Annotated in this window: 14 protein-coding genes; all 14 read right to left on the bottom strand. The window is 27.1% G+C overall.

Going from position 1 to position 15,656, the window contains the following annotated elements; genetic code table 11:
• The 14 genes from bamA to AC5SL8_RS02425 all read right to left on the bottom strand — a co-directional run bounded on the left by bamA (window position 1) and on the right by AC5SL8_RS02425 (window position 15,655).
• Window positions 1-2,241 (bottom strand): outer membrane protein assembly factor BamA, encoded by a 2,241-nt coding sequence (gene bamA / locus AC5SL8_RS02490; RefSeq protein WP_494580590.1) that lies wholly within the window; start codon window positions 2,239-2,241, stop codon window positions 1-3.
• A gap of 115 nt (window positions 2,242-2,356) precedes the next feature.
• Window positions 2,357-2,905 (bottom strand): hypothetical protein, encoded by a 549-nt coding sequence (locus tag AC5SL8_RS02485; protein WP_494580795.1) that lies wholly within the window; start codon window positions 2,903-2,905, stop codon window positions 2,357-2,359.
• Window positions 2,878-3,414 carry a hypothetical protein gene (locus AC5SL8_RS02480; protein WP_494580588.1) on the bottom strand — a complete coding sequence of 179 codons (537 nt, stop codon included), beginning with the start codon at window positions 3,412-3,414 and terminating at the stop codon, window positions 2,878-2,880. Before AC5SL8_RS02480 ends, AC5SL8_RS02485 begins: the two co-directional genes overlap by 28 nt.
• On the bottom strand, window positions 3,411-4,079 hold the full coding sequence (locus AC5SL8_RS02475; RefSeq protein WP_494580586.1) for a phosphatidate cytidylyltransferase: 669 nt from the start codon (window positions 4,077-4,079) through the stop codon (window positions 3,411-3,413). The genes AC5SL8_RS02480 and AC5SL8_RS02475 overlap by 4 nt, the downstream gene beginning before the upstream one ends.
• Window position 4,080: 1 nt before the next feature.
• The gene (gene uppS / locus AC5SL8_RS02470) at window positions 4,081-4,758 is read right to left on the bottom strand and encodes a polyprenyl diphosphate synthase (protein WP_494580584.1); all 678 of its coding nucleotides are present in this window, start codon (window positions 4,756-4,758) and stop codon (window positions 4,081-4,083) included.
• The gene (gene frr / locus AC5SL8_RS02465; RefSeq protein WP_494572598.1) at window positions 4,755-5,306 is read right to left on the bottom strand and encodes a ribosome recycling factor; all 552 of its coding nucleotides are present in this window, start codon (window positions 5,304-5,306) and stop codon (window positions 4,755-4,757) included. Before frr ends, uppS begins: the two co-directional genes overlap by 4 nt.
• On the bottom strand, window positions 5,307-6,158 hold the full coding sequence (tsf, locus tag AC5SL8_RS02460; protein ID WP_494580582.1) for a translation elongation factor Ts: 852 nt from the start codon (window positions 6,156-6,158) through the stop codon (window positions 5,307-5,309).
• Window positions 6,158-6,979, bottom strand: coding sequence for a 30S ribosomal protein S2 (rpsB, locus tag AC5SL8_RS02455; protein ID WP_494580580.1), 822 nt, complete (start codon window positions 6,977-6,979; stop codon window positions 6,158-6,160). The genes tsf and rpsB overlap by 1 nt, the downstream gene beginning before the upstream one ends.
• 129 nt (window positions 6,980-7,108) lie before the next feature.
• The gene (dnaE, locus tag AC5SL8_RS02450; RefSeq protein ID WP_494580578.1) at window positions 7,109-10,525 is read right to left on the bottom strand and encodes a DNA polymerase III subunit alpha; all 3,417 of its coding nucleotides are present in this window, start codon (window positions 10,523-10,525) and stop codon (window positions 7,109-7,111) included.
• Entirely contained in the window at window positions 10,506-11,195 is a 690-nt protein-coding gene (locus AC5SL8_RS02445) for an ABC transporter ATP-binding protein (RefSeq protein ID WP_494580576.1), read from the bottom strand. Before AC5SL8_RS02445 ends, dnaE begins: the two co-directional genes overlap by 20 nt.
• Window positions 11,188-12,420: a lipoprotein-releasing ABC transporter permease subunit gene (locus AC5SL8_RS02440; protein ID WP_494580574.1), complete on the bottom strand. Its 1,233-nt coding sequence runs from the start codon at window positions 12,418-12,420 to the stop codon at window positions 11,188-11,190. Before AC5SL8_RS02440 ends, AC5SL8_RS02445 begins: the two co-directional genes overlap by 8 nt.
• Window positions 12,417-13,751 carry a proline--tRNA ligase gene (gene proS, locus AC5SL8_RS02435; protein ID WP_494580572.1) on the bottom strand — a complete coding sequence of 445 codons (1,335 nt, stop codon included), beginning with the start codon at window positions 13,749-13,751 and terminating at the stop codon, window positions 12,417-12,419. The genes AC5SL8_RS02440 and proS overlap by 4 nt, the downstream gene beginning before the upstream one ends.
• 2 nt (window positions 13,752-13,753) lie before the next feature.
• Window positions 13,754-13,999: a DUF1467 family protein gene (locus AC5SL8_RS02430; protein WP_494580570.1), complete on the bottom strand. Its 246-nt coding sequence runs from the start codon at window positions 13,997-13,999 to the stop codon at window positions 13,754-13,756.
• Entirely contained in the window at window positions 14,000-15,655 is a 1,656-nt protein-coding gene (locus tag AC5SL8_RS02425; protein ID WP_494580568.1) for a ribonuclease J, read from the bottom strand.
• Between the last annotated feature and the right edge of the window lies 1 nt (window position 15,656).

Raw genomic sequence — 15,656 nt, 5'->3', positions numbered from 1 at the left:
TCAAAATGATGTTCCTATATTAAATTGAAATGACTCAGTTATATCAGTACTTGCTTTTGAAATATTTTGGATGAATGCAAAATTCATAGGACCAATAGGTGTAAACCAGTTTACAGTAAAACCAGTAGATGATCTTATAGTGTTGGATTCATCAACAGCATCGGAATAATCTACACCCCAGACATTGCCGGCGTCTATAAAATATTTCATATCAATGTTTTCAAAACTTTCAAGTAGCATTGGTAATGTAGTACTTAAATTAATAGCTGCTGCATAATTTCCACCTACATAATCGTTACCATCTTGAGGGCCAATTTTTCCAGTTTCGAAACCTCTCATTCTGCTACTGGACAAACCTAGTCTATTAGATACTCTCACGTTTTCATCGGTAAGAGAATTAATTGCTTTGCCATAAAAATTTATGTCAACAACCATACTGTTTTCAAGTTCATGCCATTTTTTAAACTCGTAACTATTACTTAGAGCAAAATCATCTGATATTAATGGTACTGATTGATTAAAAATACTTCTAATGCCATCAGTAGTTCTAAATTTCTGATTACGCAAATCGTAATCTAAAGTATATGAAAATTTATTTTCAAAATAAGAGCCCTCTTGTTTCTTAAGAGAAGCACTAGCAGATGAATTTGTACTTATTTTTTCAAAATAAGTAGAAACACCAGGACTAAAAAAAAGATTTTCATTTTTTTCAAAACTTGTGCCTAATGAAAAACCAGTTTTTGAGCTCTCATAACCACTATCCTTCAATTTATCTATAGTAACTCTCTCAATATTTGTAATTAATGACCTACCGCTATAATTAAAATTGGGATTATTCACAGAAAAATTACCTCTGATCGTATCTTCACTTACTCTTAAACTAGTTGATAATTTAACACCTTTTCCTAAAAAATTATTTTCTGAGACTGAAAAACCAACAGTTCCACCATCTGACCCAACACCTGCACCTAAGCTAATTTCACCAGTAGGCTTTTCAACTACTTCTATGTTAATAATCTTTGAGGATGGACTCGATCCCTCAATAGTTTCAGAATTAACTGTTTTAAAAATATTTAAAGCTTTTATATTATTTAAACCTTTTGCATGCAGAAGCTCATTAAAAGGATCACCTTCATCAACTTCCAAATTGGATCTTATAACACTCTCTTCTGTAATATTATTTCCAAAAATGTTAACACGTTCTACATAGAGTTTTTCAGATTCAGTTACATTAAAATTTATGTTTATTTTGTTATTATCCAATTTATCCTCTAAGATAGTTGCATTAATAAAATCATATTCTCTCGAAAGAGAAATTTTATCTATTTCTTTAACAATTTTAGAGATTTTACTAAAAGAATATAGAGTTCCCTCAAGTTCATTAAGTAATTTCTGAACTTCATTGAAATTTGATAAATTATAATCGATAGGTATTTCTAGTTTAGTCTTATTAACGGTATATAAATTTCCGGCGTTTATATTAAACACTAATTTAAAACTATTATCATCTAAAATTGTTGCAGTAGAAGTATTAACTTTTACATCATAATAACCATTATCTAAATAAAACTTTTTTAATAACCTCTCATCTAATAATAATTTTTGTTCATTTAAATATTTATTTCTTGAAATAAATTTCCAAAATTTATTTTCTTCACTTGTAATTATATTTTTTAAAGTTTTGGTTTTAAAAATTTTATCACCAGTAAATTCAATATTTGAAATTTTTGACTTGTCTCCTATATCAATATTAAAAACAATATTTACAGTATTATTATTGTTTTCTATTATATTGCTATCAATATTTGATAAATAGTATCCCTCTGATGTTAATGATCTTTTTATGTTACCTAAATCTTTTGAAATATCAGATTCATTAAATGGGGCTTTCTCTTTAATGATTAAACTTTCTAGTATCGTATTTTTTATTGTTGTTGACTTAATTCCTTCAATTATAATAGTTTGAACAAGTTTATTTTCAATCAAATCAATTATTAAAACCTGATTATCAATTTTTAATGAAATGTTTTTAAAAAATTTAGTTTCGTAGAGATTTTTTAAAATTTGATTTAAATCATCTTCAGAATAATCTTTACCTATCTCAATTTTTCCATAAGTCTTAATAGTACCTAAAGAAATCCTTTCATTATTATTTACTATTATATTGTTTATAACGTCTGCTTTTAATTGATTAAAAAAGTTAAAAAAAACTAATACAGATATAAAAATAATAATTTTCATGCTCAACTTTATACACATAATGATTTAGTTTTTAAAGCAACATATTTGCTTAGTTTAATTATTTGCATTACATTTCTTGGCTTAGAAGACTTAAGTTTGGTAAATTCTTTTAATTTCAAAATTCTATATAAGTTTTTATAGATATCCTGATAGGCAATTTTTTTTTTATAAAAAGGTCAACAAGGGTATCATTGGCTGTAACAAGAACAGTTTCAAATAAACTGATATTGTCTGGGATCATTTTAATAAACTTAACCATTGGAAATTTTGATAAATTAACATTTGATAAATCTAGATTATTAATAGTTTTAAAATCAATTTTATTTGTCTTTATTTTTCTATTTAAATTATCAATAAATAAAGAATTAAAAATTGGTATCTTCATATTTGTATCATGTATTAATAATTTTGAAGTACCATCATGAAATTTTACAATTGAATGTAAGTAAGATTTTGGATGAATTAAAATTTTAAATTTAGACAATGGCAATTGAAAAATTCTTTGAGCTTCGATTATTTCAAAAACTTTATTCATTAAAGTAGCAGAATCAATTGATATCTTTTTACCCATGCTCCAGTTAGGATGTTTAATTGCTTTTTCAACAGAAACATTTTTTAGTTGAGAATTATGTAATTTTAAGAATGGACCTCCAGAAGCTGTAATATAAATGATATCGAGTTCATTTTTTTTTTATCATTAATTAGTGATTGAATAGAAAAATGTTCTGAGTCTACAGGGATAAATCTCACTTTATATTTTAAGATTTCTTTTTGAATTAAGTTCCATCCACATATAATTGACTCTTTATTAGCAATTGCAATATTCTTTGTAACTTTAATAATTTCGATAATTGATTCTAAACCAGACAACCCAGAGATAGCACACATCGAGTAGTCAACCTTATATTTATTAATTTTTAAAAAATCTTTGATTGAATTAAAAATTTTAATATTTCTATTTATATTAAATTTTTTTGCTTTTTTAAAATTTTCTTTATCGAAAATTACAACATTATTACAATCAATTTTTTTAGCTTGAGAAAGTAGTTTCTTATAATTTTTATAAGCAGTAAGTAAAACAACTTTAAAATTTTTTTTATTCTTAAAAATTATATTAGTTGTAATAGTTCCAATTGAGCCAGTAGCTCCTAGAATTATAATTTTTTTTTTCATGATAAAAACATTAATTTGCTTAATAAAAAACCAAAAGTCACAGCAAAAATAATACCATCAATTCTATCTAAAAAGCCTCCATGACCTGGTAGAATATCACTAGTATCTTTTACATTAGCTTTTCTTTTTAAAAATGAAATAGACAAATCGCCAATTTGAGAAATGAGAGAGATAAAAATGATGAAAAATGAAATTCCAATAAAATGATAATTTTCAAAATTTTGATAAAAAGGAATTATTAATAACATGGAAAAAATAAAAGATCCTATACAGCCAGAAACTGTTTTTTTGGGGCTAATCTTTGTAAGTTTTTTCCCCTTAAAAAATTTACCAAATAACATTCCACCAATATCTGAGGCTATTGCCACAAAGAAAGAAAGGATTATAAAAGTTCTATACTGATTATCTGTTAGAAAAACATAAACGATTAAACTTGACAGAAAAAAAAGATAAATCAGAGATAAACTTTTAAAAAAAAATTTTAAAATTCTATTTTTAAAATCTTTTTTTTTAAAAATTTTTGAAATTAGCCCTAAAAACTCAATCCATACAATTATTGAAATAATAAAGAGAGAAATAATCAAAATATAACTATAGAGATACATTAATAGTAGAAGAGCAACTAAAAATATTGATGTTACTATTCTTTTTTTTAATTCTTTCATTTTATATTGAGCCAAAATTCCTTTTTAATAATCTAAACTTTTTAAGAATTCTTTTATAATCATCCTTACTAAATTCAGGCCAAAACTTTTTTATAAAAAAAATTTCTGTGTAGGCAATCTGCCATAACAAGAAATTGCTTAATCTATTAGTATTGCCTGTTCTGATTAGGATATCTGGATTTGGTATTTTTTTTGTATATAAATTATCATTTATATTTTTCTCAGTAATAACTTTTTTTTTTTTAATTAATGTTTTACATGCAGTAATTATTTCATCTTTAGAGCCATAATTAAGAGCAACATTTATTTGAAGTTTATTATTAAATTGTGTTCTTTTTTCTGAATCATTTATTATTTTCTGCAGTTTTTTTGAAATTTTTTTTTTATTTCCAATTACATTAAATTTAATACCATTTTGAACTAAATTAATTGTTTTCTTTAAAAGAAAATTTTCAAAAATTTTGAATAAAAACGTGATTTCTTGCTTTGGTCTTTTCCAATTTTCTGTAGAAAATGTGTAGAGTGTTAAATATCTAATTTCTTGTTTTAAACTCTCTGTAATAATATTTTCTATAGTCTTTAAACCTTCTGTATGCCCTTTATTTCTTGAACCTCTATTCTTTATGCCCCATCTACCATTTCCATCCATAATAATGGCAACATGTTTAATTGGGTTCATATAGTCATGATTTCTTTTTCTTTAATCTCAACTTTTTGATCAATCGTTTTAATATGATTGTCAGTAAACGTTTGTACTATCTTTTCATATTTCTTTTCATCATCTTCACTAATTTCTTTAGATTTAAGTAAATTTTTTAACTCATCATTAGCTTCTCTTCTAATGTTTCGAATTGATACTTTGCACTTTTCACCCATTGATTTAATAACTTTTTTAATCTCCACTCTTCTTTCTTCACTTAAATCTGGAACAGGTAATCTTATTAATTGACCATCTATCTGAGGATTTAAACCCAATTCAGATTTTTTTATAGCTGAATCTACTAATGAAACATTGTTGGCATCCCAAACTTGAATATTTATCATTCTTGGTTCAGGTGTTGTGATACTAGCAACTTGATTTATTGGCATAGCTTGGCCGTACACATCAACTTTAACAAGATCTAGCATTGCAGCATTTGCACGACCAGTTCTTAAAGATGTTAGTTCTTTAGAAAAAACCTCAATGGTTTTATCCATTTTTTGATTATATGTTTTGTCGTTAAACATTTATTCACCAATTTTTAATCTATAAAAATCATTAATCTTTAAACCAGAAATATTAAGTTCTTTAACAATATCTTGAACTTTCTTTTTTGGCTCCATAACCCAAGCTTGAGTTAATAATGCATTTTCCTCTTTAAATTTATTCATTTTGCCTGAACTAATTTTTTGAACAATTTCATCTGGTTTGCCTGAGCTTTTAAGTTCTTCTGTGACTAATTCTAGTTCTTTTTGTATAAGATCTTTATCAATTGAATCTGCATTTAAAGACAAGGGACTAGATGCTGCAATGTGCATTGCCAATTGTTTTCCAAAAGTTTTGACTTGATCTGAAACATCTTTAACTTCAAGCGACACAATAACAGAAAGTTTAGATAAATTATCTTTAACAACTGTATGTAGGTAGTTAAAATTTTTAGAACCTGAGTTATTAAAAGTTTTTGCTCTACCTATTGTTATTTTTTCACCCATTTTAGCTATAAGTGCAACTAAACTATCTTTAACAGTTTCGCCATTTGACATTTTAGTTTCGCTTAGCTTTTCAATATTAGATTCTGCTTGATTATTAAGTTCACTCAATTCTTTAGCAAATAATACAAAATCATCGTTTTTGGCAACGAAATCTGTTTCACAGTTAACTTCAATAATAGAAATTTTATTTTCATCACCAGAAGTTGCAATTACACCTTCTTTAGCATCTCTTGACATTTTCTTAGAAGCTTTTGATATTCCTTTTACTCTTAAGATCTCAACAGCTTTATCTAAATCTCCACCAGACTCTTTAATTGCAAGATTACAATCTTTAAAACCAGCACCTGTTGCTTCACGTAATTGTTTAACTTTTTCTATATCGCTCATTAGTTTAATTTTTCTTTATTCTTTTTAGCAAATTTGGCATCAAGTTTTTCTCTATCAATTTCTTGAACTTTTTTAGTAGATGCTTCTTTTGGCTTGCCTTCATCTGCTTCTGGTTTATCATCTACTTTTGCTGGAGCAGCTTTTTTTGCATTTTCAATAGTTTCTTTTACCAAATTACAATAAAGATCAATTGCTCTTCTAGCATCATCATTTCCCGGTATTGGAAAATCTATTCCATCAGGGTTTGAGTTACTATCCAAAATAGCACAAATTGGAATGCCTAATTTAGAAGCTTCTGCTATTGCTAAAGATTCATAGTTAGTATCAATTATAAAAACTAAATCTGGAACTTTTTTCATCTCTGCAATTCCTCCTAGAGCTCGTTCCAATTTGTCTTTTTTGACACTCATTTTTAATAATTCTTTTTTTGTGAAACCTCTATTTTCAGCAACAAGATCTGCCTCATATTTTTTCATTTTCTTAATTGAGCCTGAAATAGTTCCCCAGTTAGTTAGCATTCCACCTAACCATCTATAATTTACAAAGTATTGGCCAGTTTCTTTAGCAACTTCGGCTATAGCTTCTGATGCTTGCTTTTTTGTTGATACAAAAAGTATTTTTCCATTATTAGCAATTGTATTGTAAACTTTTTCTAAAGCTACGTTGGTAAGTTCTAGTGTTTGAGTTAAATCAATAATATGTATTGAGTCTCTTTTTCCAAAAATGTACTTTTTCATTTTTGGGTTCCATCTTAGAGTCTTGTGACCTAAGTGTACGCCTGCTTCTAATAGTTGTTGGATAGTTAAACTTGGTATTTTCATATTTATTCCCGGTTAAGCCACCACAGTAATTTCCATTTAAGGACCGGAGGTATAAAACCACAAACTGTGTGCGTGTTAATTTAATTTACCAGGTATTTACAAATATTTAATGAAACAAACAAGTCTTTTTTACTGTATTATTACTGATATATCGTCTTTTCTTAGTAAATTTATAGCTTTTCTATCAATTAAACGTCTGTTCTTAAGTTTAAAACTAATATTGTTGTCGTTAGTATTTAAATTAATTTTTACCTCTGTTGTCCCCTCTTTACCTAATAATTTGGATATTTTTTCAATATCATCAACAGTCTTAATATTAAAAGCAATTTCATTAACTGGTTTATTAAATAAGTCTTTAAGAGAAGCGATTTTTTGAACATTTGTTCTCTTTAATCTGTTTTCATCATTTGAAATTGTTTTAATTAAAGTAATAATTAGTGAATTTCCCTCAATCAAAATTTCTCTATTAATCTCAAGAATATCTGAAAAAATAAAAAGTTCAAATACACTAGTTAAATCTGTAAATTTAATAACCGCATAAGAGTTTCCTTTGGCTGTTTTACGTTCAGAAATTTTTAATAAAGTAGCTGCTATATTTGCATCTTTAATATTATCATCAGAATTAAACTTTATATAATCAACAATTTTATAATCATCAAAAATTTCTTTAAACTGATTTAAAGGATGGTCTGATATAAAAAAACCAATAGCTTCAAATTCTCTTGAAAGTCTATCCTCAAATTTCCAATCCTCTATATTAAAAACAATTTCATTATCCTGCTCTTCATCAGCACCAAATAAGTCTATTTGATTAGCTGCTTTGTTTTCATAAATGTTTTTAGTTTTAAGAATGAAATTTGGAATTGAATTAAACAAAGCTTGTCTGTTCTTTTCAATATTATCAAAGGCTCCTGCTTTAACTAGCCCTTCTAATTGAAGTTTATTAATATCCTTAGGATTTACTCTATTTAAAAAATCATTAATTGATTTAAATTCACCATTTGCTAGTCTTTCTTCTACTACATTTGATATAGCATCAAACCCAACACTTTTAATTCCACCTAAGGCATAATAAAAGTTTTCTTCATCAAATTTAAAATCAGCATAACATTTATTAATATCTGGTCTTATAACATTAATATTTATTCTTTTAAGTTCCTCATGAAATTCACTTAATTTATTTTGATTTGAAATATCCATAGTCATCGATGCTGCAAAAAACTCTTTTGGATAATAAGTTTTCAAAAATGCTGTTTGATAAGAAATTATTGCATATGCTGCAGCATGACTTTTGTTAAAACCATATTCAGCAAATGGTTCGATTTTTAAAAAAATACTTGCCGCAACATCTTTGCTAATACCATTTTTTAGTGCACCTGCAATAAATCCTTGTTTTTGCTTTTCTAGTTCAGCTCTTTTCTTTTTACCCATTGCCCTTCTTAAAATATCAGCTTCACCTGCAGTAAAACCTGATAATTTTTGAGCTATTTGCATTACTTGTTCTTGATAGATTATGACACCATATGTTGGTTTGAGAATGTCTTCTAAAAGAGGGTGTAAATAATCAGGCGTTTGTCTTCCATGCTTACAATCGTTATATACAGGAATATTGCTCATAGGTCCTGGTCTATATAAAGCAACTAATGCAATAATATCTTCAATATGATTTGGTTTCATTTGCATTAAAGCTTCACGCATACCGGCACTCTCCACCTGAAATAAACCAACTGTATAACCTGAAGAAAGTAATTCAAAAACTTTTTGATCCTCAAAATTTATGTCTTCAATATTAAAATTTTTATCTTTCTTTTTAATTAGTTTTTGAGTTCTATTAATGACTGTTAAAGTTTTTAGACCTAAAAAATCAAATTTTATTAAACCTGCATTTTCAGCAGAATACATATCAAATTGAGTTGATGGTAATAAAAGATCTGCGGAGGCGTCTTTATATAAAGGAACTATTTCAGTTAATTTTCTGTCGGCTATAACAACACCGGCAGCATGAGTTGCAACATTCCGATTTAGTCCCTCTAACTTTAGTGATAAATCAGTAAGTTTTTTTACTCGAGGATCTTCATTTACTAATTTTTGAAGTCTTGGCTCACTATTTATGCATTCAATTAAACTTTGTGGACGTGAAGGATCAAATGGTATCATCTTAGAAATGCTATCTACAAAACCATATGGTAAACCTAAAACTCTACCAACGTCTCTTATAACCATTCTTGCTTTTAATTTTCCAAAAGTAATTATATGAGCAACACTATCTTTGTATTTTGTAGTTAAATATTCAAATACAAGATCTCTTTTTTCTTCACAAAAATCTATATCAAAGTCAGGCATAGATATTCTATCAGGATTTAAAAATCGTTCAAAAATTAGATTAAACTTTATTGGATCAACATCAGTAATTGATAAACACCAAGCTACTAAAGAGCCAGCACCAGAGCCTCTACCGGGTCCTACCGGAATATCATTTTTCTTAGCCCATTTAATATAATCAGAAACTATTAAAAAATAACTTGGGTATTTCATTTCAATTATAATTCTTAGTTCATGATCTAAACGATCTTTATAAAATAAAAATTTTTCATCATTAATGAGGTTTTTTTCTTCTATTTTAAAAATTTTTAAAAATTTTTCTTTTAATCCATTTAAAGAGTCCTTTTTCAATATTTCATCGGCACTACCATCTTTTTCTGTGCTTATATTAGGAAGAACAGGTTTGGAAAATTGAGGTCTAAAACTACACCTGTATGGTAAATTAAAATTATTTTCTAAAGCTTCGGGTAAATCAGAAAATAGAGCACGCATTTCTTCTGAAGACTTAAAATAGTGTTGATCGCTATATTTAATTCTATTTTTATCATTAAGATATGTTTTTTCACCAATGCAAGTAAGAGCATCATGGGCTTCATGCATGTCTTTGGTTAAATAATAAACTTCATTTGATGCAATAATTGGAATTTTTAATCTAAAAGATTGTTCTAAATTAAACTTTTCAAAGGATTTTTCATTTTGATCACCATGTCTTTGAATTTCTAAATAAAAATTATCTTTAAAATTTTTTAGTAAATCTTTGTAGATTTTTTGTATTTCATCAAATCTTCCTTTTTCAAATAACTTGCCAAATAAGCCATGATTTGTTCCTGAGAAAAGAATAACATCACTAATGTTATCTAGTAATTCTTTGATATCCAAATGTGGTTTTGATAAAACGTCATTTTCTAAATATGATTTTGAAGACAATTCAATAATTTTTTTGTAACCATTTTCATTGAGGGCGATTAAGGGGAGTAAACCTGTTGTGTCTTCATATTTAAAATTAATTTGAGTTCCAATAATAGGTTGAGTGCCTACTTTAGAGATATTTTCAGAAAATTCTAATGCACCACATAAATTTTCAGTGTCACAAATTCCAACAGATACTAATTTATTTTCTTTACAAAAATCTTTTAAACTCTCAATTTTGACAGCTCCTTCACAAATGGAGTACTGTGTATGAACTTTGAAGTGAGTAAAATGTTTATTGTTTGAATTTTGCATTGATAGTTTTTATATTACCATCAATCATTTCTAGTTTGCAATCTGCCATATTGGCAAAATATCTATTATGAGTTGCATATATAATTAATCTATTATTATCCTTTAATTTAAAAAGAATATTAAAAATTTCTTTAGCTGTACTATGATCTAAACTTCCAGTTGGTTCGTCAGCTAATATTACCTCAGGTTCATTAATCAGTGCTCTAGCAATTGCTGTTCTCTGCATTTCACCACCAGATAATTCTGATGGATAATGATCTTCTCTTGATTTTAAACCCATCTTTTTTAAAATTATTTTCGCCTTATATTTTGCCTCTTTTTTATTATTAGTTAAAGATAAATGAGCCATGTAAACATTCTCTAAAGCCGTAAAGTCAGTTAATAAATTATTTTGTTGATAAATAATGCCAATTTTTTCTGATCTAATTTTATCATTGTCTAAAGTTTTTGAAAAATTCACCACTTTATTACTTATAGATAAACTTCCACTAGTCGGCCTATCAATCATTGATAAAATATTAAGCAAAGTTGACTTCCCAGAACCAGATGGTCCTACCAAAGAGTAAATTTTACCTCTTGTAAATGAATAATTTATTTTTTTTAATACTGAAATTTTTTTATTATTATAAAATGATTTAGAGATATTCTTTAAATTTATAAGATTATTCATATTTCAAACCTTTTACTGGATCAAGCTTAGAGGCTTTTATAGCAGGATATATTGAAACAATTATGGTTATTAAAATCGAACAAACGGAGATTATTAATATAGAAACAAGGTTTATTTCTGTGGGCATTTTACTTAAAAAATAAATCTCTTCAGGAAATAAACTTATATTAAAAGTATAACTCAAAAACTGTCTAATATTTTCAATATAAAGTGAAAACAATACACCCAATAAAATACCAAATATTGTAGCTGTTGTCCCAATTGTAACTCCTACTAAGAAAAAAATTTTAGTAATTGATTTATTTAGAACACCTATTGATTTAAGAATTGCTATATCTCTAGTTTTATTTTTCACCAATATTGTAAGACCTGAAATTATATTAAATGCTGCTACTAATATTATTAAAGACAAAATTATAAACATTACATTTCTCTCAACTTTTAATGCTGAAAATAACGAACTATTCATATCAGCCCATGTATAAATAAATTCATCTTTAAATACTTCTTTAACTTTATTTTTTGCAATAACTATGTCTGAAGGATTTTTAAGATAAATTTCTAAATTTCTATCATCTTTATTAAAATCAAAAAAATTTTCTAATGTATTTATATTTATAAAAGCTATATTTCTATCAAAGTCAGCTAATCCACTTTCAAAGATTGAGCTAACAGTAAAAACTTCTTGTTTGGGTAAATTACCAATAATAGTTTCTATCCCAGATGGAGAGATAATTGATAATTTATCTCCAATCTTAAGTTCTAAATCAAAACTTAATTCCTTACCGATTGAAATATTATTTTTATAAAGTTTCTTCGAATTGCCAGAAAATCGACCTTTATTTACCACGTTAAGTTTTGAGAAATCTTTTTGACTGTACCCCCTTAAAACAATACCTTTGGTAAAATCTTGACTAATAATAATTGCTTCACCTGAATTACTATATAGCAATTCTTCAGAAATCTTCTTTAACTCTTTATTATTAAGTTTATCTACAGAGATAGAATTTTCATAAGGCTTAATAGTTATATGAGGATTAAAACCAACAATTTTGTTTATAAGTTCTGTTCTAAAACCATTCATTACCGACATAACGATAATTAAAACAGCAACACCTAGACTTATTCCAATAAAAGAAAATATTGAAATTATATTTAAAAAACCATCTTTTTTTCTAGTTTTTAGATATCTAAATGTAATCTCTTTTTCTAAAGTAGAAATCAATTTTTTTCTTTTTGTTTAATTAAAATTTTTAATATTTGATCTAAAGTTAAATTTTGAGGATCTTTGCCAATTTCTTTAAATTCTAGTAAATCACCATCTGACTTTTTTCCAATAATAATTTGATAAGGAACGCCAATTAAATTAAATTTTTTAATTTTAGATGATAGGTTTTCATCCATATCATCAATTATTGCATCAATACCATTGACATTAAAAAATTCAAAAATTTTATTTGCTTTTTCTAAAGTTGAATTATCATTTTTGTTAATCATTGGTAATATTGCAAGTTCAAATGGAGCAATAGCAAATGGCCATTTCATGATTTCTTCTTTATCATCATATTTAGCCTCAATAATTGCACCAACTAATCTAGACACACCGATTCCATAAGATCCCATTTTAACAAAATCTTTCTTACCCTCAGGCAAATCTACTGATGCATTTAATGGTTTAGAGTACTTATCTCCAAAATAAAATATATGTCCAACTTCAATTCCTTTTGTTATCAATCTATTTTCAACCGAAACTTCTTTTTCAAATTCTTCTTTTTTGAATTTTTCATCTGTAACAGAATAATATTGTTCAAATTTTTTTCTTAAATTTTCTAAAGAATTTTTTTCTATTATTGAACCATCGCTATTCAAGTCAAAAATTCTTTTGTCTGTAAAAATTTTACTTTCACCTGTGTCAGCAAGAATAATAAATTCATGTGAAAGATTTCCTCCAATTGGGCCTGTATCGGCAGCCATAGGAATTGCAGTTAACTCAAGTCTTTTAAAAGTTTTTAAATACGATAAGAAGAATTTATTGTAAGAAAATACAGCCTCTTCATCACTCACATCAAATGAATAAGCATCTTTCATATAGAATTCTCTACACCTCATTATTCCAAATCTTGGTCTTACTTCGTCTCTAAATTTCCATTGAATATGATATAATAATTGTGGCAATGATTTATATGATTTAATACTAGATCTGAATATATCAGTGACTAACTCTTCATTTGTTGGACCATATAACATTTCTCTATTTTGGCGATCATTTATCCTTAACATTTCTTCTCCATAATCGTCATAGCGTCCACTTTCTTTCCAAATTTCACTAGATTGAATAGTAGGCATCAAAATTTCTTGAGCACCAATTTTGTTTTGCTCTTCTCTTACAATTTGTTCAATTTTTTTCATCACCTTAAATCCTAAAGGTAACCAAGAGTAAATACCCGCCGAGGATTGTTTTATCATACCGACTCTTAACATCAATTGGTGTGATTTTATTTTAGCTTCAGAAGGGTTGTTTTTTAATATGGGTATAAATGATTTTGATATATGCATATTTAACTAATTATATTTCTTAAATTTAAGTATTCATATTTAATTAAAATATAAATTATTATAAAAATTAAGGATGTAATACCAGTACAATAAAAAAATTTTTTTAACATCTTTGGATTTTCAGGAGATCCAGCATCTTCACCTTCAATCTTAATAGTCTTATTTCTATTAACATCTATTGGTAAAATTACAAAAAATACTATCCACCATATTATGATATAAATAATTGCTAGTCCTGTTGCGCTCATCTAAATTTTTACTAAATTGATATTTGTAAAAGGTTTTTTTCCTGTCATTTCTTTAGTATATTTTTTACAAGTGATCTTTAATGCATCGATTAAGTTATATTCTTGTTTTTTATTACCTAAAGAAAAGGTTCTTATTGTGCCTTCAATAGCTTCCTCTAATCCATAAATAAATTCATCTACATCATAAACTGGGATACCTCTAAAAGTTAATACTGGTCTTTTATGTATATTTCCTTTCTGTGAAATTAAAATTGTAACTTCCATATATCCATTTGCACTTAAATTTTTTCTATCTTTTATCGATTGTGAATCTTCTTCAACACTCATATTTCCATCAAGATAAAGTCTACCACTAGGTGCTTTATCAAATACATGAGGTTTTCCTGGAAATAATTTTACAATATCACCATTTTGTACTTGTACTGGATGTGGCACCTTCATTTCATGTGCAAATTTCATATGTTCAATCATATGACGATGCTCTCCATGTACTGGGATTACACAATTAGGCTTCACCCAATCATACATTTCTCTTAAGTCGTCTCGATTAGGGTGACCAGAAACATGTACAAATTCACTTTCTTCTGAAATAACTTCGATGCCATCTTTGACTAATTGATTTTGCAATTTAAACAATTTTTTTTCATTTCCTGGAATAATTTTAGATGAAAAAATAACTGTATCATCTTTCTCAATAAAAACATCGGGATGTGTGTAGCTAGCAATTCTCATCAAAGCTGCCATTGGCTCACCCTGACTACCTGTGCATAAATAAACAATTTTTTCTCTAGATATTTTTTTTGCCTCTCTAGCATCTATTGGTTCAATTACATTTTTTAAATAACCGCATTGTCTAGCAGCTTTAAAAATTCTATGCATTGATCGACCAACTAAAGAAATTTGTCTGCCAGTTTTTTCTGCACAATAAAAAGCTGTCTCCATTCGTGCAACATTTGATGCAAAAGATGCCATGACAATTCTTTTTTTTAGACTACCCATAATATTTAATAGGCTCTTTCTAACATCTAACTCTGAGCCTGCTTTACCCATGCTGAATACATTTGTTGAGTCACATATCATTGCAAGAACACCTTCTTTACCAACTTCTTTTAGTCTGTTTGAATTAGTTTTTTCACCAATTAAAGGTTCTGGATCAATCTTCCAATCTCCAGTATGTAAAATTATACCAGCCGGTGTTTCAATTCTTAGTCCATTAGGTTCAAGTATAGAGTGGGTTAGTGTTATATATTCTATCTTAAATGGTTCTAGATTTACTGTACCGTTAAGTTGAACAATCTTTAAATGATTAGTTATATCTATATTTTTTTCTTTAAATTTTTCTTTAATTAAAACAGCAGTAAAAGGTGTTGCAAAAATTTTGCACTTAAGCTGTGGCCATAGCAGAGCTATTGCGCCAATATGATCTTCGTGCGCATGTGTTAAAATAATTCCTAGCAGATCTTCTTTTTTATCAACAATAAAACCTGGATCTGGATATATTAGGTCAACACCTGGAATGGTATCGTCAGCAAATGTTACACCAATATCTACCATAATCCATTTATGTTCACCTGCTTTTCCGTAAGCAAACAAATTCATATTCATTCCAATTTCACCAGAGCCACCTAAAGGGCAAAATAATAATTCATCTTTCATA

The organism is Candidatus Pelagibacter sp. PS_41 (assembly GCF_059417725.1).
The sequence above is the reverse complement of the archived record's forward strand: the minus strand, read 5'-3'. Positions and strand labels throughout refer to the sequence as shown.